At 37.4% G+C, this 19,896-nt stretch carries 17 protein-coding genes and 1 tRNA gene; 11 read left to right on the top strand and 7 right to left on the bottom strand.

The features are described from left to right. Positions 1–250: 250 nt before the first annotated feature. The 4 genes from AOB57_RS03640 to AOB57_RS03625 all read left to right on the top strand — a co-directional run bounded on the left by AOB57_RS03640 (position 251) and on the right by AOB57_RS03625 (position 3,232). Positions 251–322: transfer RNA gene (locus tag AOB57_RS03640), tRNA-Arg, on the top strand. A 693-nt stretch (positions 323–1,015) separates the two neighbouring features. Continuing rightward, entirely contained in the window at positions 1,016–1,483 is a 468-nt protein-coding gene (locus tag AOB57_RS03635) for a hypothetical protein (RefSeq protein WP_167829532.1), read from the top strand. 451 nt (positions 1,484–1,934) lie between these two features. Continuing rightward, on the top strand, positions 1,935–2,408 hold the full coding sequence (locus AOB57_RS03630; RefSeq protein WP_226999625.1) for a hypothetical protein: 474 nt from the start codon (positions 1,935–1,937) through the stop codon (positions 2,406–2,408). A gap of 416 nt (positions 2,409–2,824) precedes the next feature. Beyond that, on the top strand, positions 2,825–3,232 hold the full coding sequence (locus AOB57_RS03625) for an NUDIX domain-containing protein (RefSeq protein ID WP_054300074.1): 408 nt from the start codon (positions 2,825–2,827) through the stop codon (positions 3,230–3,232). Positions 3,233–3,344: 112 nt separating this feature from the next. Here the strand turns inward: AOB57_RS03625 and gltA are convergent, their stop codons facing one another. Next, positions 3,345–4,754 carry an NADPH-dependent glutamate synthase gene (gltA, locus tag AOB57_RS03620; protein ID WP_054300106.1) on the bottom strand — a complete coding sequence of 470 codons (1,410 nt, stop codon included), beginning with the start codon at positions 4,752–4,754 and terminating at the stop codon, positions 3,345–3,347. A gap of 16 nt (positions 4,755–4,770) precedes the next feature. Further along, the gene (locus AOB57_RS03615; RefSeq protein ID WP_054300073.1) at positions 4,771–5,616 is read right to left on the bottom strand and encodes a sulfide/dihydroorotate dehydrogenase-like FAD/NAD-binding protein; all 846 of its coding nucleotides are present in this window, start codon (positions 5,614–5,616) and stop codon (positions 4,771–4,773) included. Between the two features lie 555 nt (positions 5,617–6,171). Between AOB57_RS03615 and AOB57_RS03610 the strand changes: the two genes are divergently transcribed. Both AOB57_RS03610 and AOB57_RS03605 read left to right on the top strand, forming a co-directional pair. Then, a complete protein-coding gene (locus AOB57_RS03610; RefSeq protein ID WP_167829531.1) occupies positions 6,172–6,312 on the top strand; it encodes a hypothetical protein in 141 nt (46 codons plus the stop codon). Positions 6,313–6,961: 649 nt separating this feature from the next. Then, complete coding sequence (locus AOB57_RS03605) at positions 6,962–8,338, top strand: mannose-1-phosphate guanylyltransferase/mannose-6-phosphate isomerase (protein ID WP_054300071.1); 1,377 nt, start codon at positions 6,962–6,964, stop codon at positions 8,336–8,338. Between the two features lie 258 nt (positions 8,339–8,596). On the opposite strand, the gene AOB57_RS14435 is transcribed toward AOB57_RS03605, so the two are convergent. Further along, positions 8,597–8,761 (bottom strand): hypothetical protein, encoded by a 165-nt coding sequence (locus AOB57_RS14435; RefSeq protein ID WP_226999730.1) that lies wholly within the window; start codon positions 8,759–8,761, stop codon positions 8,597–8,599. Between AOB57_RS14435 and AOB57_RS03600 the strand changes: the two genes are divergently transcribed. The 4 genes from AOB57_RS03600 (at position 8,691) to AOB57_RS03585 (ending at position 14,248) form a co-directional block, all read left to right on the top strand. Next, positions 8,691–10,112, top strand: coding sequence for a flippase (locus AOB57_RS03600; protein ID WP_226999674.1), 1,422 nt, complete (start codon positions 8,691–8,693; stop codon positions 10,110–10,112). The two genes, AOB57_RS14435 and AOB57_RS03600, sit on opposite strands and share 71 nt — an antisense overlap. A gap of 434 nt (positions 10,113–10,546) precedes the next feature. Beyond that, positions 10,547–11,347: a glycosyltransferase family 2 protein gene (locus tag AOB57_RS03595; protein WP_054300069.1), complete on the top strand. Its 801-nt coding sequence runs from the start codon at positions 10,547–10,549 to the stop codon at positions 11,345–11,347. A gap of 183 nt (positions 11,348–11,530) precedes the next feature. Beyond that, the gene (locus tag AOB57_RS03590; protein WP_054300068.1) at positions 11,531–12,682 is read left to right on the top strand and encodes a glycosyltransferase family 4 protein; all 1,152 of its coding nucleotides are present in this window, start codon (positions 11,531–11,533) and stop codon (positions 12,680–12,682) included. Between the two features lie 363 nt (positions 12,683–13,045). After that, complete coding sequence (locus AOB57_RS03585) at positions 13,046–14,248, top strand: glycosyltransferase family 4 protein (RefSeq protein ID WP_054300067.1); 1,203 nt, start codon at positions 13,046–13,048, stop codon at positions 14,246–14,248. 166 nt (positions 14,249–14,414) lie between these two features. On the opposite strand, the gene AOB57_RS03580 is transcribed toward AOB57_RS03585, so the two are convergent. The 4 genes from AOB57_RS03580 to AOB57_RS03565 form a co-directional block, all read right to left on the bottom strand. Next, on the bottom strand, positions 14,415–15,263 hold the full coding sequence (locus AOB57_RS03580; protein WP_054300066.1) for a glycosyltransferase family 2 protein: 849 nt from the start codon (positions 15,261–15,263) through the stop codon (positions 14,415–14,417). A 107-nt stretch (positions 15,264–15,370) separates the two neighbouring features. Beyond that, complete coding sequence (locus AOB57_RS03575; protein WP_054300065.1) at positions 15,371–16,426, bottom strand: glycosyltransferase family 4 protein; 1,056 nt, start codon at positions 16,424–16,426, stop codon at positions 15,371–15,373. 45 nt (positions 16,427–16,471) lie between these two features. Further along, on the bottom strand, positions 16,472–17,407 hold the full coding sequence (locus AOB57_RS03570; protein ID WP_167829530.1) for an IS5 family transposase: 936 nt from the start codon (positions 17,405–17,407) through the stop codon (positions 16,472–16,474). Between the two features lie 150 nt (positions 17,408–17,557). Next, positions 17,558–18,643: a glycosyltransferase family 4 protein gene (locus AOB57_RS03565; RefSeq protein ID WP_054297930.1), complete on the bottom strand. Its 1,086-nt coding sequence runs from the start codon at positions 18,641–18,643 to the stop codon at positions 17,558–17,560. Between the two features lie 128 nt (positions 18,644–18,771). On the opposite strand from AOB57_RS03565, the gene AOB57_RS03560 reads away from it, so the two are divergent. Beyond that, positions 18,772–19,878 carry a glycosyltransferase family 4 protein gene (locus tag AOB57_RS03560; protein ID WP_226999624.1) on the top strand — a complete coding sequence of 369 codons (1,107 nt, stop codon included), beginning with the start codon at positions 18,772–18,774 and terminating at the stop codon, positions 19,876–19,878. Positions 19,879–19,896 lie beyond the last annotated feature (18 nt).

The following is a 19,896-nucleotide window of genomic DNA, read 5'->3' as shown; positions in this document are numbered from 1 at the left end:
GAAAAAGAAACGGGAAATGAACTCTATTGCCTTACTCTAAAAAACTGAAATTTTATTACGCAGGTTTCGGGAATTTCCGGCTTAATCTATCTCAGGACTCATTTTCATTGTCTGTCTGAGGATAATTATTCCATTATTGGGGATAAATTTATAAGCTATTTGGCACTATAAACAGCCAGTTGACTGATCACAGTTTTATCAGCCAGTTAACTGATTCAAATTTTCCTCAAATTTGAATATTTCCATATGAAGGTCTGTAGTGTAGAGGATATCACTGGAGCCTCCGGAGCTCCGAACCTGGGTTCGATTCCCAGCAGACCTGCTTACTTTTAATAACCTATTATAATGGTCTGGTTTTACTTTTATTACTTTTTGGACAAAATTTATAAAGCCTGAAATGAAATATAAAAACAGGACATCAATTTTACAAGAAAACAGGATCTCAGTTTTAAAGGTGCTTATATTATGGCTAGAGGATGGAATCGCCGCTTTCTGCGTGCCGGAAGAAGAATATCTTTAGTTCAGTTAATTCTCATAGCTATAATACTGTATTTTTTGCTGCGGATTCTTTTGCCTCTGGTGTGGACTTTTATTTTGGTTCTTGCTTTAATTATACTTTTGAAAGTAGTGCTGGAAAAGCTTTAATTAATTTTGATGTATTTCAGCTATTTCTGAATATTCTCAGCGCTGTTTGTCTTTTAGAATATGTACTTTATATCTTGTTTTAAAAATGTCTTAAAGCGGCTTAGAATGAGAGACGTTTTCACTGTTACGTGACTATAAAAAATGTAATGAGAAGAATTCCAGGAAAAATTCAAAAATGCAGTAGTTTTCCTGTAAACAAGTGTATAATGAACTGAGAATCCTGCAAAGGAAGGAATTAAAAGTCTGTAGAAAATTGAAAAAATAATAAAAAATTAATACACCAAGCCACAATTTTTTTGATATTAATTATAAATAACAGGATTTGATCATGAAGAAATGTTTTTTTGCTTTGACTATAATGCTAGTGTCCATGCTGGCAATAGGTTGTACTGAAAATATTAAAGAGAACAATTCTACTCAGGCAAGCTTACAGCAATCGAATGATGCGGAAAATCAAGATATGGAATGGATGAAACATATTGAGAAATATGGATCATTGATTCAGTCGGATATGGATAATGTAGGAATGGCTGCAAATATTTCAGATTATAACCTGCTGAAGTCATACGGGCAGGATCTTGTTAATGACACTCAGAGCGGTCTTGATGAAAACAGCAATTACACTTTATCTCCTAAATATCAAGAAGCTCAAAATGAATGGGTGCAGGCATTAACTGACCTCAATTCAGCAGGTAAATACATAGTTATGAGTGCAGATGAGTCTCTAGCCTACGGAGTGCCTGTGAGAAACTTGGATTATGAACAAAAAATTCAAAATTATGTAGTCTCAGGTACAGGGCATATGAATAGAGCTAACGCTTTATTAGAAGGAACATAAGAAGCCAAAAAAATGGGCTCTGTAGAAATCCTTAATTTAATCCATAATAATTCTATTACTTTTTTGTTTATGTAGGACTTACGCAGTTGCCTGCAAAGCAGGCAACTTGAGTCTTTTTATTTTTTAAGGCTCTGTAGAAAGCCTATGAGATTACGAGTATGAACCAGTTTAAACTAAATAGCCTGATATATTTTCGCTTATCTATTTTTTGCCTCTTGAAGCTGGTTTAGATAGGTTTTCTACAGAGCCCTAAAATGTAACCTATATAAGAAAATAAGATATGATTCATGTGATGATAAAGAAAAAAAGAACAAAACAAACGTCCATTTACGAGAATACTCCGATTAAAGACAAAATAGCAATAGACATTGAGTGGAAAGGTCCTTACGCATGGCCAAAATTCGAAACGGAGTCAAATCTTCCCGCGATTCCTAAGCATCCAGGTGTCTACTTGCAGACTTCTACATATGAAAATGGTTACATAATCTACGCAGCAGGAATTACACGCCGGCCGATACCACAACGTCTCCGCGAGCACACCAGGAAATACCTGAGCGGAGATTACACAATCTTAGACATGGATGCCATGAAGCACGGAGTCCGAAAAGAGATATGGCATGGATGGGGTTGGACGCCAGAAAAACGCAGAGAGTACGAACGCAGGAAAAGCGAGCTTTTGGAAGCTGCCAAAAAACAACTATCTAAATTTTGCATTTTCGTAGCGGACGTAAGTACTGAGCCTAGGATCCTTGAGCGAATAGAAGGCGCAATCATGTATACGCTCTACGAGAATACCCATCCTTTCTGCGATATCCCAGACAGAGGAATGCAACTTTCTCCCCGATGGAAAAGAGAAAGTCCAATTACGGCGTTTATGCATTGCCATGTTGAACTCTATGGGATTCCAAAACAACTTGAAATATAACATAAATTCCCGAGTATACTTTTCTGAATTCAGTTGTTCCCTAGTCTATAGGAATACAGGCTTTCCTGCTGATATCCGTAATATCAAAAGTAAAAAAAGTATGAGATACACACAGAGGCACTTTCTATATCTCTTCTGTTAGCGTTTTTACTCACTCGGAAAACATATAAAAATACGATTTAATGGTTTTAATTTAAAAACTAAATCTCTCTGGTTTTACTTTTCTTTCAGATACTCATCAATTACTTCTGATGAGTTTTACCAGCTCTGTAGATTCCACAACTTCTTGCAAACGTTTCGAAATAACAACAAATATTTCTATCATTTCTTACGATTTTTATTAATCTAAATTCTCAAACCTCTGATGCTCTATTACTTATCTTTTGAATAAGACCTGCTGTTGAGAAGTGTACTACATGCTAAAGATAAGGAAAAGAAGACGAAGCACCGCAATTATCGAAACTCCCAGGGGCATACTGGTAGTTGCTGGTAGGAGAGGACTGTATGTTCTCCCCGGGGGAGGGACAAATAAAGGAGAATCAATTACTCAAGCGGTTGTTAGAGAACTGAAAGAGGAAACAGGATTAATTGTAACTGATGCCAGATTTCTTTTCGAGCATGCAGGGCATGTGCAAAGAGCATACTCAGGTATTTACTTTAAAGACTACCACACCGTATATTTGATAAAGGCAAGCGGTATTGCGCGACCACTCAACGAGGTAAAATACATAGATTATTATTCTCCGAATTCGGAAATCAAACTTTCCAGAACGACAAAAGAAATAATCGATAGGTTTTATGAGTTTAAAAGGACGCAGAACTGAGATGCATATTTAAATAATTGAGATTTTACTCAGCCTGATTCAAAAAAGTAAAATATCGCAGAATTTAGCAGCTTTCACACTTAAATTAAAAAGAAACCAGATTTCTCTGGTCTCACTTTTCTTTCAAATATTCGTCAATTGCTTTTGCAGCTTTCTTACCTGCTCCCATTGCACTGATTACGGTTGCTGCGCCTGTGACCACGTCCCCGCCTGCAAAGACTCCGCACTTGGAGGTTGCGCCGGTTTCTTCGTCTGCAACTACAGTACCTCTCCTGTTCTGCTCAAGACCTTCCGAGCCTTTGAAGATGATCGGGTTCGGGGAGGTGCCGATTGCAATAACCACGACATCGGCAGGGATTGTGAATTCCGAGCCTTCTACAGGGACAGGGCTTCTCCTGCCAGACTGGTCTGGCTCGCCGAGTTCCATTTTTATGCATTCGACGGCTGTAACATTGTATTTCTCGTCGCCAAGGATGCGGACAGGATTTGTAAGGAGCCTGAAGATTATGCCTTCTTCTTTAGCGTGCTCGATTTCTTCCCTGCGGGCTGGCATCTCGTCTTCTCCGCGGCGGTAGACTATGCTGACCTCATCTGCGCCCAGGCGGAGGGCTGAACGGGCGGCGTCCATTGCCACATTTCCGCCTCCTACTACCACAACATGCTTTCCGACCCTGACTCTTGTATCGTATTCAGGGTCATAAGCTTTCATGAGGTTTACACGGGTCAAGAATTCATTTGCGGAGTATACGCCGTTGAGGTTTTCTCCCGGAATTCCCATGAAACTTGGGAGACCTGCGCCCGTGCCCAGGAAGACCGCATCGAACTCGTCACAGAGCTCGTCTAGGGTTTTGATCCTGCCGATTATATAGTTGGGTTTGAACTCAACTCCGAGCTGCTTGATGTAATCGATTTCCTGCCGCACAATTTCTTTTGGCAGCCTGAACTCGGGAATGCCGTAACTCAGCACTCCGCCTGCTTTATGCAGGGATTCAAAAACTGCTACTTTGTGGCCGAGTTTTGCAAGGTCTGCTGCGGCAGTAAGACCTGCCGGGCCTGATCCAACAACAGCTACTTTCTTACCTGTTGGCTCTGGAACTTCGGGAACCTGTACCCCCTGCTGGCGTTCATAATCAGCGCAGAAGCGTTCGAGCCTTCCAATAGCCACAGGCTGTCCTTTCTTTCCGAGTACGCAGAGAGCTTCGCACTGGGTTTCCTGGGGACAGACGCGGCCGCAGATAGCAGGAAGGGCATTTGTACCTTTAATCTTTTCGATTGCCCCTGAGAAATCTTCTTCACAGATAAGCTTGATGAAACCCGGGATATCCACATTCACAGGGCAGCCTTCAACACACTTTGGCTCCTTGCAGGAGAGGCAGCGGGAAGCTTCGGCAAGAGCATCTTCTTTTGTGTAGCCGAGAGCCACTTCATTGAAGTTCTTTATGCGCTCCTCGGCAGGCTGTTCTGGCATTGGGGTCCTTTCTTTCTTTGATTTTCCTGCCTTTTCTCCGTGTATTTCTTGCATTTTCATCCCCTCCTTCTCAGTGCAGTCCGCACCTGCACTCCTCTTCATACTTTTCCACGGCTTTTGTCTCTTCGTTGCGGTACATTGCAAGCCTGTTCATAAGTTCCACGAAATCAACTTTCCGTGCATCAAATTCAGGCCCGTCAACGCAGGTAAATTTCGTTTTACCATCAACTGTAACCCTGCAACCGCCGCACATACCTGTTCCGTCCACCATAATGGAGTTAAGGCTGACCAGGATTTCAACATCATAAGGAGAAGCTACTTCGGTTCCTACTTTCATCATTATTGGGGGTCCGATGATCACGACTCTTGCAATCTTGTCGCCACTGTCCAGAATCCTTTTCATGATATCGGTCACAAACCCGTGATGTCCTTTTGAGCCATCATCGGTTGCAATATACAGTTCCGAGCTGGCGTTCCTCATTTCATCTTCAAGGATAAGAAGATCTTTGTTTCGGGCTCCAATAATGGAAATTACCCTATTGCCTGCTCTAGTATAAGCTTTTGCCTGAGGATAAATTGGGGCAACCCCTACGCCTCCTCCTACAAGGATGACAGTGCCGAGTTTTCTGATATCGGCAGGGGTGCCAAGAGGTCCGACAAAGTCTTCTAGAAATTCGCCTTCAGAAAGCTTTGCAAGCTGCTTTGTAGTCTTGCCCATCTCCTGAAATATTACAGTTATTTCACCTTTGTCTTTTTCAAAATCGGCAATTGTGAGAGGAATCCTTTCCCCCTTCTCATTAATTCTGAGAATTATAAACTGTCCGGCTTTTGCAGCCTTTGCTACGTCAGGGGCATTTACTATCATCCTGTGCACCGACGGAGCAATTTCTTCTTTTTTCAGTATTTTATATGCCATGAGATCACATTTTCCTGAGTAAAAAGCAATTTTTTTGAGCAAATGAACAGATAAGTTTTGTGATAGCGGATCTTCTCACGGGTTTCTTCACACCCGAGCATTTCCACCTGGGCGCCTTCCTTATACTGATTAATTGGATATATATTCTCCCAAATAATTTTAATTATTTTGTCTATCTGGATCATTTTTGTTGAGTTCTAAATGCTGGCCTTTCCAATACTTCCTTTTAGAAGAGTTTAAATATTCTTCAATTTTTTGACCATTCCTGCAATAATTTAATAAATCTAATGGATATAATAAATTAAGGGGTAATCCCTAGAAGGCTCAATCAGGGGGTGGATTGCGAAGAAGAGGGATAGCGCAAACTGGTACAGCCTATAGCCATAAGTATATCAAATTTTATGGCCGTATTTGAACCTGAGAGTTTAAATCTTTTACCTGACAGAGAAATTCTCCATTGCGTTTGTTATAAAGACTGGAAGATTTTATTCTGGCAGGCGGATTAAGAGGAAAATGCAACTGAAATGAATTTGCAAATATATGGGGGTTAAACAAATGCCTGAAGAAAGAAGGGAAGGTACAAAAGGAGAAAAATTAGAGAAAAAAGAAGGGGAAGAAGTAGCTGATGTCGATCCAATCCATCCTACCGAGGCACGGGGTGGCAAGAAGAGATCGCTCCTTGATACCTGCAAATAATTCCACTTACAATTCCACTTACTTTTTTACTTTTTTTGGTCAGGATGAAATGAGATTTTTGAAATTTAAGGAGTTACCGGAGGGTCATTTATAGAGCAGAAAACTGACATCGAGTCTCAGGACCCTATAAAGGACAAAGAATACAAAGGAAAGAAAAAGCCTCTCATAAGCTGCTATAAATATGATGAGGAAGAGCGAAAGATCCTTTTTGGAGAGGAAAAAGAATCTTAATCAATTTTTCGGAGCAGGAATTGAATAACAGCAGGAAACACCTTAATAAAGCGCTTGATTAAACCTTTTTGTTCTTTATTCCTTTTTAAGCATTTTTCTTGTTTCTTCATCTTCCTGGTTCTTTAGTACTGATTCCATTTTGTGCCAGTTTTATTTTTATAAAAATTCAGTTTTAATAGTGATAACTAACTAAATTTCTATTATTAGTAAGTCATTTTTTTAAATGAGTTCCCTGCCTGTATTTGTAGATATAATGAATTAAAGATTTTACCGGGCAAAGCTTATTTAATGACTTTTGTTATATATTGCTCTAATCGGGTATTTTTGGTGTATCGGTATTATTCTTTATTTTTAAATAATGTATATACTTTCAATTTAATTATTAAGATTATATTCATTTTAACCAATATTGAAGGAGATGACAGGTATAAAATCAATAATTCTTGCAGGTGGCTCAGGAACGCGACTCTGGCCTCTTAGCCGGGAAATGTATCCAAAACAATTTTTAAAGTTTGGAAACACATCTCTTTTCCAGGAAACCATCCTCCGGTGCCTTGAAATTTCTGAAATTTCCGAAATTTTCGTTGTAACGAATGAAGCTCAGAAATTTTTTGTAATCGGGCAAATTGCGGAAATAGGGTACACGATTCCGCCAGAAAATGTCTTAATCGAGCCTGAAGGCAAGAATACTCTTCCTGCAATCTTTTTTGGAATGAGAGAAATTGAGAAAAAATTTGGACGCTCTGTAGTTGGGGTCTTTTCTTCGGATCATGTCCTTGACAAAACCGCAATGCAGACGATCTCTTCGGCTGAAGGGCTTGCTTCGGACTATCTGGTTACTTTCGGGGTTGTTCCTGCTTTTCCTCATACTGGGTATGGTTATATCAAAACTTCAGAGATCTGCGGGCCGGGTTACAGGGTTTCGGAATTTAGGGAAAAGCCTGATCTGGAAACCGCAGAAAAATACATTCAGGAAGGCTGCCTCTGGAACAGTGGAATGTTCCTTTTCGAGACACAGCTTTTCTTTGAAGAAGTTGAAAAACATGTGCCTTCTGTTTCCGCCTGTTTTGAAAACGGAAAAGACATTAATGAGATTTATGCGTGTGTGGACAACATTTCCATTGACTATGGAGTAATGGAAAAATCCGACAGGGTCGCAGTTGTAAAACTGGAGCAGAAATGGAGTGATCTTGGGAATTTTGCTGCAATTTATGACGAGTTTGAGAAGGATCCTGAAGGAAATGTGGTATATCAATGTGATCCTCTCTTGCTCAATTCCGATGGAAACCTCGTATATTCAAAGTGCGGCAAAATTGTTTCCCTCATAGATATTAAGGATATGGTCGTTGTCGATACCAGTGATGCTCTATTGATCTGTCCTAAATCAAGCAGTCAGAAGGTAAAAGATATTGTCACCACACTTAAAGACAGGGAGGATGAAAGGGCAGACATTGGGCAGACCGTCTACAGGCCCTGGGGTTCATATACCCTACTTGAAGCCTCTGCAGAACATAAGATTAAAAATATTACTGTACTTCCCAACCATAAGTTAAGCCTCCAGCTGCATTATCATCGGAGTGAGCACTGGGTGGTTGTCAAAGGTATGGCCTGTGTGGAAGTTGGCGGGCAGCAATCTTTCCTGAGACCGGGAGAAAGTACCTTTATCAGAGCAGGAGAAAAGCACCGATTGTCAAACCCGGGGAAAGTCCCGCTTGAGATCATTGAAGTACAGTTAGGTGAACTTGTAGATGAAGCGGACATTGTCAGGTTTGATGATGCCTATGGGAGAAAATGAACAGGCTCCAGTGCTGGATAGGTATCAGATTTATATATAAGCTGGAATTACGAGATAAGGTTCATGGGTAAAAATTGTACTTCAAAACTTACATTTATTACAGTAAAAATAGTATCTGCGAAGAATACTAATTACTTGGGCAGATTTTTGAGGCTTATATGAAGTGAAAATAGTATTGATTTTGCTAGAAATCTAAACTATTTTTACTCAAAAATTATACTATCAATAAGAAAAATCGTAAGCAACAACTCATGAAACCTAGCCAATAAACAAACTGACCTTCTGGACCGTGTTTAACATAGTTGCTATTTTTTCGAATATCTTGAAAATCGATCCTATCCAGCGCCAGAGCATAGTATCATTGTTCTGGCAGATTGCATTGACAGCCATAGGCTTCTTAAGCACCATATATTTCGCACGCACTGTAGGTGCTTCAATACTTGGATCGTATTACCTGTTCTTAGCATACTATGGTATTATCGGCATGGTTACTGATGGTGGATTTGGCGGAGCTGCAGTTAAACGCATCAGCGAAGGTGAAGAATCCAATGCATATTTTAGCGCATATTTTGCATTGAGAGTAGTATTCACGATAACTGGAGTACTGATTTTACTTGCCCTTAAAGACTATTTCGCAGATCTTACTGATTCAGGAATGTTTGTCTGGTTACTGATATCATTATTAGTGTCAATGATTGCAGGCCCTATCTCCAGCGGAGTTGCCGGCAAGGGTAAAATGGGAATACGCAACACCTGTGAAGGCATAAGCAATATCTTACGTGTCATATTCCAGGTCCCGGCAGTATACCTCGGATATGAAACTGCAGGTCTGGCCGGGGGCATGGTAGCTGGTATCATCGGAGCAGCAATAATCGAATTCCGTTTTTTTGACCTGCATTTTGTGCGTTTCAAATGGGATCATATTAAAAGTCTATTCATATTTTCATTCTGGCTATTTTTGACATCTAGTGGAGTGCTTGTATTCTCACAGGCTGACACGATCTTTATCGGATATTTCATGAGTAATGAAGATGTAGGTATCTACAGGGTAGTATTCCAGTTCACAGCTATTGCCGCATTTAGTTCAACCGCAATAAGGATGACTCTTTGGCCCAGAATCAGCCATTGGAGCAAGACCAATGAGATCCGTCTTGTAGAGGAGTCACTGTCACGTGCAATTAGCTACTCTCTGATACTGGCAATTCCAGTATTCGTGGGTGGTGTACTGCTGGGCGATCGTTTACTAGGTTCGTTCTATGGTGAAGACTTTGCCCGTGGCTATCATACATTGATAATACTCCTTGCCGTACAGATAGTTAATGTATTCCAGTACTTTTTCACGATGTATCTGGATGCTCTAGATCATCCCCAGGAATCATTTAAAGTTACGGCAATCGGAGTTGGGGCAAATATTTTATTGAACATATTGCTAATCCCGCTCATTGGAATAAATGGCGCAGCAATAGCGACGCTAGCAACAATGACATTGAATGCCTTACTCGCCTGGCGTGTTTTATCCAGATATATTACAGTAAGACTGGAACATCAGAATCTGTCGAATATTATGATATCTTCGATTGTGATGGGAGTTCTTGTTGGTGGGTATCGTTTTTTCATACCGCTTAGTAATATCTGGGTTACGATACTGGCGGTAGTTTTCGGCGGAATGACATATGGTCTCTTGATATTGAAGTTCGATAAAAAAGTGTACACTGAAATGAGAGATATAGTGGAGAAAATTGGTATAGGTTTTGTTTGGCCAGGTTGGTTGTGAATCAATATTTATATTTTATATGCCTAATACAAATTTTAGGAATTAATGATTTGGAGAAGTTTTCCTCACTTCTATAAAAAATCTATATGATTTTACTCTACTCCTGGTACAATAACAATGCTCTTGAAAAATCTTCCTGATTTGGAACTCTTCATAATCTTTTAAAATCAGTGCGTAGGATCTTATTATTTGGTCCCATCTTGCCACTGTTAACCTGTAAATGAACATAAGAGTGATGGAGATAGTTCGATAATCATTCCTTTTTTCTCACAACCGAATTTAGGGAGAAAGGCAAGTACGAACATAGTCATTTAATATCCTAAGCTTTTCAAATTGTATACTGCCCTCCTATATAATATGAAATTAATTATATATGGCTTATAAGATGTGCTTTGTAGAAACTGCTTACAAGAACCATATAAATGTGAAAAATAATGGCTGAAATTAGTGTCATTATTCCAACTTGGAATAGAGCGGAAACACTGGGTAAAGCTATTTCAAGCGCCTTAAACCAGACCCTTTCTCCTTATGAAGTCTTAGTATGTGGGGTTGACGGTTCACCCGATCAAAAGGTTGTTAATTCGATAAATGATCCTCGCGTGCGGTGGATAGAAGGTGGCAAAGATGGGCTTGCATCAATTCCTCGCAATATAGGAATTAAAGCAAGCAAAGGTGAATGGTTAGCTTTTCTGGATAGTGATGATGAATGGCTGCCAGAAAAACTTGAAAAACAGTTCAAACATGCTACAGAAATTGGATGTGATGCCTCATGTACTAATGCAATACGGTATATACCATCACAGGAATATACAGGAGAATATGTAGATGACATTTTTGAGGATCAAATATCTTTTCCTTTACTCCTTAAAGATAACTGCATTATCTGCAGTTCAGTTTTAGTTAAGAAAGAGCTTGTAGAGAAATCTAATTACTTTCCAGAAGATCCCAAATTAAAAGTAGGAGAGGATTATGCTTTATGGTTGAGAATAGCTACGTTAACAAACTTTGCTTTTGTAAATGAACCTTTGTTAATATATAGGGACGATCCTCAAAATAGCATAAGAGCTTTCTGTCTTCCTTATTGGGACTTAAAAGCTAATGTTTTGAAATCTTTCATTTCATGGGCTGAAAATGAAAGTGTCGATAAAGTTAACAGAAAATACTTAGGTCTGGCAAAAAAGTTTCTCTTATATGTATATATAAAAAAGCTCTTACACAATCTAATGAGAAGATAAGTTCCCTTTAAAAGAAAACATTCTTTTTATATATTATGTGAATTAATATGACTTATTTTAAGGAGTTTTAAAAAGAATAAATTTTGATCCATGCCTGATTTATAATATCTGTGTAAGAAAATATAAGAACTATTGATCTACAAGTAAAAACGAAGTATATAATATTTGGAGTATTGGATTTTGATGAGAAAAATTGACTTATATTGTGAAGGTGATTGCTGGGATCCAAATGTATGGAGTGCAACTCCTTATGAACTCGCAACAACATTGAAAAAGCTGGGATTACTCCACAACACATGTAATGTCAATCCGATTGAAAATGAGAGCTTTATCACCCAATATCTTTCCAAATTGTCTTATCTCCATTTTGACAAAAAAGGGGTTTATACCCTCCGGAATTCTATTCATCCAAGACGTTATAGAGCCTGTGAAAAAAAAGCGCTGAAATTTTATGAATCAAATTCAAAACCAGATTCGATAATTACAATTGGGCACCTTGCTATATTTCATAAAACTCCCTATTTTACTCTTCAGGATCTTGATACGAATACAGTTCTAAAATGGAGAAAAGAGAGAAGAACAACTTATATGCTTGATAGAATCCCAATATCTATACTGGAAAAAAATAAAAAAATTCAACAAGAAGTTTACGAAAACGCTGCAGGTATATTTGTTTCAAGTGAATGGATCAGGAAGAGTATCTGTTCATATGTCAGTGAACCGCAAAAAGTTTTTACTACAGGAATAGGGCACAGATATTCTACAGTAAAACTTACCGAGGAAATTCTTAGGGAAAGATTCGAGAATCCTGTATTATTATTCATAGGTAAAGATGGAATTAGAAAGGGAATTGATGCTGTTATAGAGGCTTTTCAACAGATAAAAGATGAATTCAAAAATATGAAATTAAGAATTGTAACGAATCGGGATTTATTACCAAAGCAGGTTAAAAAGTCCATAAATCGCATTCCTGAAGTTGAATTTTATAGCAACATAAGTTCAAAAGAATTAAGTGATATGTATATGAGTTCTTCATTGTTTGTAATGCCTTCTAGATTTGAACCATTTGGGAAGGTATTCTTTGAAGCGATGGCTTTTGGATTACCTGTTATAGGAGCAAATCACTGCGCAATGCCCGAATTTATAACTAATAACTACAATGGTTATACACCTTCAGTTAACTCTGAGGAAATTGCAGAAAAAATGAAGCAGGTTTTTGAGTCTTTTGAAACTTATAGAAAGCTTTCAAAAAACGCGATATCTGTAAGTGAAAAGTATAGAGAGGAAAATGTGGTAGCAGAAATGCTTTCTATAATTGATAAATATTCAAATTAAGATATATATTTTAAACGTATGAATTAAAATATTAATTTATATTATATTTTCAAAACTTAAAAATTTAAGTTTATTGTAATATGCAATGATTTATTGTTTAGAGAGGGCGTTTTTGATTGATAATATAAAAAGAGCATTTATGATCTAATTCTGGTTAAAGGAATAGTTCACAGGTAATATGAGTATTGCAAAATTAAAGTATTCTCAAGCTTTAACCTTATTCTATCTTCTGCTAGTAGAAATGAAACTCAAATAAGAAAAAAATCTTTTTGTGTTTAGAATTCATCTGATCTGCATAAAAAATCATATAAATCTATTAAAAGATACAATAGTTAAATTAGTAGCATATTGGTGGCCTACTCTTTGTCAAAAAATATTTTATACGTGTATATAACAAGTATTCTAAAGAAAATATTTCCGTATGTAATGAGAGTTCTTGAGAAACCTCTTATACTAGCTGGTAAATTTGCAGGCTCATTCTTTACTCCATTTTTTAGATCACAACTTTTTTTCCTTTTTCCTTTCTATCATATAGGAGGAGCCGAAAAAGTTCATCTAAAAATTACTGGCTGCCTTAAAGAGTATAACCCTATCGTATTTTTTGCGGATAAATCAAAAAATTCTGCATTAAAAAAGCAATTTATGCAAAACGCTAAAATATTTAATCTTGGTTATTTGAACAATCCTCTCTTGATCTACTTCTGGGTTGGCGTATTATCTACAGTTTTCAATAGTAATAAAAATTGCACGGTTTTTGGATGTAATAATCTACTCTTTTACAGGCTGCTACCATATTTAGACCCGCAAATTCGCTGTATAGACCTCATACACGCTTTTGGGGGTGGAATTGAGAACTTCAGCCTTCCCTATGTTAATAGATTAGATAAAAGAATTGTCATTAATACGCGGACATTGAATGATCTGAAGAACCAGTACCATTCAAATGGTATTACTGAGAAAATGAATGATAGGATTTTTTTAATCGAAAATTGTGTACAGATTCCAAAAAAAATAAGAAAGAAAAAGAACGGACATACACTGAGAATCCTGTACGTAGGTCGTGGTACTGAAGAAAAACGGGTACACCTTATAGGAGAAATTTCCCAGATCTGCCATAAAAAGGAGATGCCAGTTGAATTTATCTTAGTAGGAGATATTATAAATTCAATTCCCGAAGAACATAGAAAGTATTGTAATTTTTTAGGGGAGATTGCAGACGAAAAAAGGGTCTCAGAAATATACGATAATTCTGATATATTGCTGCTTGTATCGAGGTATGAAGGTTTTCCTTTAGTTATAATGGAAGCAATGGCTCATGGCGTCGTAACTATAAGCACCGATGTAGGAGGTATATCAGAGCATATTCGTAATGGATACAACGGTTTTCTTATAAAAAATGAAAGTGAAGGTCTTATTGTAAAAAACGTATGTAATGTTATAAATGAACTTGCCTCAAATGAGCATTTAATGGAAAAAATTTCTACTGAAGCTTACAAATATGCAAAAATGAATTTTAACTGTGAGAATTTCTGCTCAAAATATAGAAATTTAGTTCTGGGAAAGTAACTGCTTCAGTTTTTGAAGAATTTAGTTAATAAATAAAACATTTTCTATTACTCTTAAATCTCTTCTGGATAATTATTACTTTTATTATATTAATACAAATCTCAGTTTATTTTTATTTATGTAAATCTAAGATAAATATTAGTACAATTCTAAGTTTCAAGTTATTTCAGGATGACTTTGAAAATAAATTATTAATTAATATTCTGCGGCTTAATACTATCAGGAAACAGGGTATCATATATGTTGATTTAATCCCGAAATTTCTTAATAAAAAGATAATATGATTTCTTGCATAAAAATAGGTCTGTCTCAAGCGCCCGGATAGTCTGCAACCACCTGTACTAACTTTGTTGTGGTCTGCTACCGCAGCCGGCTGAAAGTAAAATTTAAATCCTTTGTTAATTAGCCGCATGTTCAGGTCGCTTTCTTCACGGCAGTATGTGCCCTTATAGGCTTTTTCTTCATACCCGCCTATAGACTGTAACTGTTTTGCTGGGTACAAGCAACAGGCATGCCCCATCTCTACTTCTATAACATTTCCAGAATCCTGTCCATAATTGTTAAAAATTTCACCAGTGAACTTATTTACATAAAATGGAACATCGCGTTTGACAGCTTCCTTATCTGGATTTGTGTTTTCTATCAATCTTGGAACAATAACGATATTATGTGTATCAAAGGAGTTGTAAGTGCTGACAAGTTCCTCTAAGCAGTTCAGGTGCAGAACCAGATCGTCTTCAATGAAAAACACCAGTTGACCTTTGGCTGCAAAGAGAGCTGTATTTCTATTGCGCGGGAGACCCAGATTGTGTTCATGTGACATACCGGTTATCCTGGGGTCGCGGATCATGTAATCTTTTATTACCTCGACAGTTTTATCAGTTGAACAATCATCTGAAATCAAGAGCTCCCAATTGGTATATGACTGGTTTAAGATGGATTCAATACAGACTCCAAGAACGGATGCTCTATTGTATGTCGGCAAAATTATTGATACCAGTGGTGTTTTACTCATAAATTATTCACCAATTCTTTGCACCAGAGTCTGTAATTTTCTTTTAACTTCCTGTTATTTAAGTCCCCAATTTGTCTCCGTATGCTCTTTCTAATCTTAAGGTTCTTTTACAACTCTTTATACACTCTCAAAGTTTTTCTTGCAGATTCATCCCAGTTAAACATTTTTGACCTTTTAAGTCCTTTCCTGATCATCTCTTTCTTGAGTCCATCATCAGTTAATAATTGATACATTTCTTCAACAAGTTTATCTGCAACATGAGGGTTTACAACTATGGCAGCATCTCCCACGACTTCCGGTAGAGATGAGGTATTTGAAGTTATAACAGGTGTCCCGCAAGCCATTGCCTCCAAAGGTGGCATCCCGAATCCTTCATATAAAGAAGGGAACACAAACAGATCCACAGCATTATATATCTCTGCCAGTTCACTCTCTGACACATATCCCGTAAAGATAACATCTTTCTGTAAATTCAGCGACTCTATCTGTTTCAGGAGTTTTTCTCTTACTCCTATATAATTAGGCATCCCTACCTTTAGCAGTTTCACTTCCGGGATTCGATTTTTTAATTTGCTGAATGAGTTTATCAGAAGCTGGACATTTTTTCTAGGTTCTTCAGCTCCTACATACAGGACTACTTTCTCAGTCTCTTTTATTCTGTATTTTTTTAAAGCCGCTTTGCTTCGGTTTGGATAGTACAAATTATGGTCTACGGCGGGGGGTATAATCTCGATCTGTTCTTCCGGATACTTTATATACTTACTAATATCCTTTTTAGAAAATTCGGATACCGTAATTATTTTTTCTGCTTTTCTCAAACCTTTTGCATTAAGTTTCCAGATTGGGTTTCGTGTGTTATAATATGCAATAGGTATGATATCGTGGCAGGTAACAATGGTTTTTTTTAAATCTATTAACTCCAGGAGAAACGCCAGGTCCTGACGGGTCACATGCTTAATATTATCCTCAATTACCTTCTTTTTCACAATAAACGGGTATCCGAGATATTCGACGATCTTGTTAATACCGATTACTCTTGATATGTCCGGATATTCTATTCGGTTTAATATGATATTGTCCAACCTGCTATGAATTTCACTTTGGTACTTTGACATCGCGAATATTTCATTTGATCTCAGGCCGTTTATATAATCAATTTCCATACTTAAGTTCCCCAGAAACCCCGGAATTATTTTAAATTTTTCACCTTAAAAGAACAATTTATTCTTTTTATCCGGAATAATTATTGGCTCTGTAGAAATCCTTAATTTAATCCATAATAATTGTATTACTTTTTTGTTTATATTATAGACTATTAGTTTAACTTTTACTTCTTTTACTTGATTTCTAACCTTTCTTGCTCTTAATGTTTCTCCAAATTTCCTTTTTACAACAGATATTATTGTCTCTACTATATTCCTTCTATTGTATTTGATCTTATCAAAGTCTTTGTTTAATTGTTTTCTATATTTTCCGTTTATTCTCTTTCTTTTTCTTTCTCTCAAAGGTACTATTGAATCTGCTTTTATCTCTTCTCTTATTAGAGTATGAATTTCTTCGGAATCATATCCTTTATCCATCACATAACATTGAGACTTTCTTGACTTGTTTGATTGTCTTATCAGAGTCTTTGCATGCTTGACATCATGATCTGTTTTTTGGCTAATTTTCCATCCTAATATTACTTTTTTAATAGTGTCTACTGATATTGAAGTTTTAAGGAAGCTCCTTCGGAGCTTCCCTGTTCTCTTAGAATAATAATGACTTGCATAAGAACTCGTAAATCCTGTTGCATCAATTGCCGTAATGAGAACTTTTTCTCCATGTGAGTAAAATAGTTTTAGAGTTTTTGACAAAATTAGGTTAAACAATGAAGAGGGAATTCTGGACACAAACTTTTGAAGAGTAGTGTAATGAGGAACCTTATCAAGGTCAAGTTTTTTCTTTATACTGTTCATGAGGTCAACAAGTTCTACAAAGTCACGGTAGTCTGTACTTATATACTCCTTCAATAAAACAAGAACAAGAAGCTGATGTTGAGTATAAACACGTTTGGAATATTTGCAGGAGTAAAGGTTCAGTCTGGAAGACTGAACCGTTTTAAGACTGAGATCAATAAATTTAATATACTTATTTGATGACAATAGCAATTGCTCCTTTGTTTTTTGTGGGGACAAAAAAATTAAGGAGCATTTTTACAATTTTATTTTTATAATTTTTGGGTAAAAACAGAATTTAGAGGATTTCTACAGAGCCTAATTATTCCTCTATATTTATTTTGAGTAATTTATCCTTTACAGGGTATACTGCTTCTCAATCCTGGCTGAGACTTCATCCCAATCCATTATGCTTTTATCTATCCTAGAATTTCCTTTTCTTTCCTTTTTCTCAAACTCTCTCAGTGCTTTTACCACTTTTTCCTTTGTAACCGGATTCTCAATTCCAATACAGTTCTCCCCATCCACAAACTCCTCAAGTGCGCTTTCCTTTGCCACAATGCACGGAATATCCGCAGCCAGCGCTTCAGCAACCGTTATCCCATATGCTTCGTAAGAGGAAAGCATTAAAAATATATCCGCATCTGCATAGCACTTAAGTAATTCCTTTCTTGAGAGATCTTTTAACCATTCAATTCTTCCCTCAACCCCTAAACTTTTTGCCATGTTACGGAGTTCGGTCTCATATGGCCCTTTTCCGACAATTCTCAGCTGGAAATTATGAAGTTCAGGCAAACTCTGAATAATATACTGTACCCCTTTGTATTCTTCCAGGCGACCCACATAGAGAAGGAGTTTTTCTCTTCCAGCTTTCCTTTTCATACCTTTTGCCGGTCGCCTCAAATTTTCAAATTCTTTTAGATTTATTCCATTAGGGATTTTTACGGTTTTTGTAGCCACCTTGAAATCTGATTCTACAAGCTTCTTCTCATACTCGGATACACATATTACAGAATCTGCTCTGAAGAAAATCAGCTTTCCAAGAAGCTTGTAAGGTTTATGTAATAAATTCCTGAATGCAGTATGACCGCGCCGGTGATAATGCGGCGTAAGTATGAATTTCCCTCCATGCTTGCCCAGGGATGAGAAAAAAGCGGGAAAAGCATGATAGCTGTGTGCGTGAATAACATCATAGTTATGTTTTTTGAGATAATAGTAAATTTGAGGTGCAAAATAGTATGCATTCCCTGGGGCAAAAGACCTGAACCTTATGACCTTTACTCCATTTATCGTCTCTCTTTTACTCAATCTTCCTGTGGGATCCGTTGTTATAACCTCAACATCATGTCCTGCTCTTACCAGCCTTTCACTAATTTCCTTGACGTGAGTTTCCACTCCACCTATATCAGGAGAGTAACGGGGACAGATCTGGGCTATTTTCAAGGCTGAACCTCTTTTACACTGGAACCTATACGGATTAATGCATTAGCTTAATATAAAGATAATGTGATAGTTTTAGGCAAATGAGATCTAACAAAAGCGTTTGCATAGTCGGACCTTCGAAACGTTTTTTGAGCGGTATCAGCTATTACACTATACGTCTTGCAAATGCCATGTCTGCGGAAAAAGATGTTTCAGTTGTCTGCTTTCGACAATTGCTTCCAACTTTTCTTTTCCCAGGAAAATCCCATGTAGGGAAAAACATCTCCGACCTGAATTTCCTACCGGGGATTCCTGTATTTGACGGCATGGATTATAACAATCCACTGACCTGGGTTCAAGCATACCAATTTCTTAAAGCCCAAAAGCCGGATATCATAATCCTGCAGTGGTGGACTTCTTCAGTTGCGCATATGCAGCTTCTGCTGAAGCTGTTTGCAGGTTTACTGCATAAACCGAAAATAATTATCGAATTTCATGAAGTAGTGGACCCTTTTGAAGAATCAATACTTCCTATCCGCATATACTCTAAAGCAACAGGAAAATTGCTCCGTAAAAACCTTGATGCATATATTACTCATTCCGAATCCGATAAAGAGCTTATTGCAAAAAGATATTCTATTTCTCCTGAAAAAATCCATGTGATCCCACATGGGCTTTATGACCAGTATGGGGATCTGCTCGACATAAAAGAAGCAAGAAGAAGTCTCTCAATTAAGGATGACTTTGTTATACTTTCTTTCGGTTTGATTCGAAAGTATAAAGGAATTCCCTACCTTATCAGGGCTTTTGAGCAGCTTCCCCCCGAGATTCTTGAGAAAAGCCGATTGCTTATTGTCGGGGAGATCTGGGAAGATCGCAAGGAATTACTTGACCAGATTAAAGCCTCTCCATCTTATAATCATATTACACTGATAAACGAATATATTCCTGATGATAAAGTAAATGTGTATTTCAGTGCTGCAGATGTAGTAGTTCTGCCTTACCTGAGAGCTTCTCAGAGTGGAATTGCTCATATTGCTATGTCTTTTGGAAAACCTGTTATTGTTTCTGAGGTCGGCGGTTTGAAAGAATCTATGGCTAAGTATAAAGGAACCTTTTTTGTCCCTCCGGGAGATGCCGATTCTATCAGGAACACCATTCTCAGCAGATTCGGCAAAAGAGAGCATTACGAAACTCCCGATCAAAAATGGGATAAAATTATAAACTGTTACATTGAATTAATACAATCAGTTTAATTTTCTTTTTAGTATTTG

The organism is Methanosarcina flavescens (assembly GCF_001304615.2).
Classification (GTDB): Archaea; Halobacteriota; Methanosarcinia; order Methanosarcinales; family Methanosarcinaceae; genus Methanosarcina; species Methanosarcina flavescens.
The sequence above is the reverse complement of the archived record's forward strand: the minus strand, read 5'-3'. Positions and strand labels throughout refer to the sequence as shown.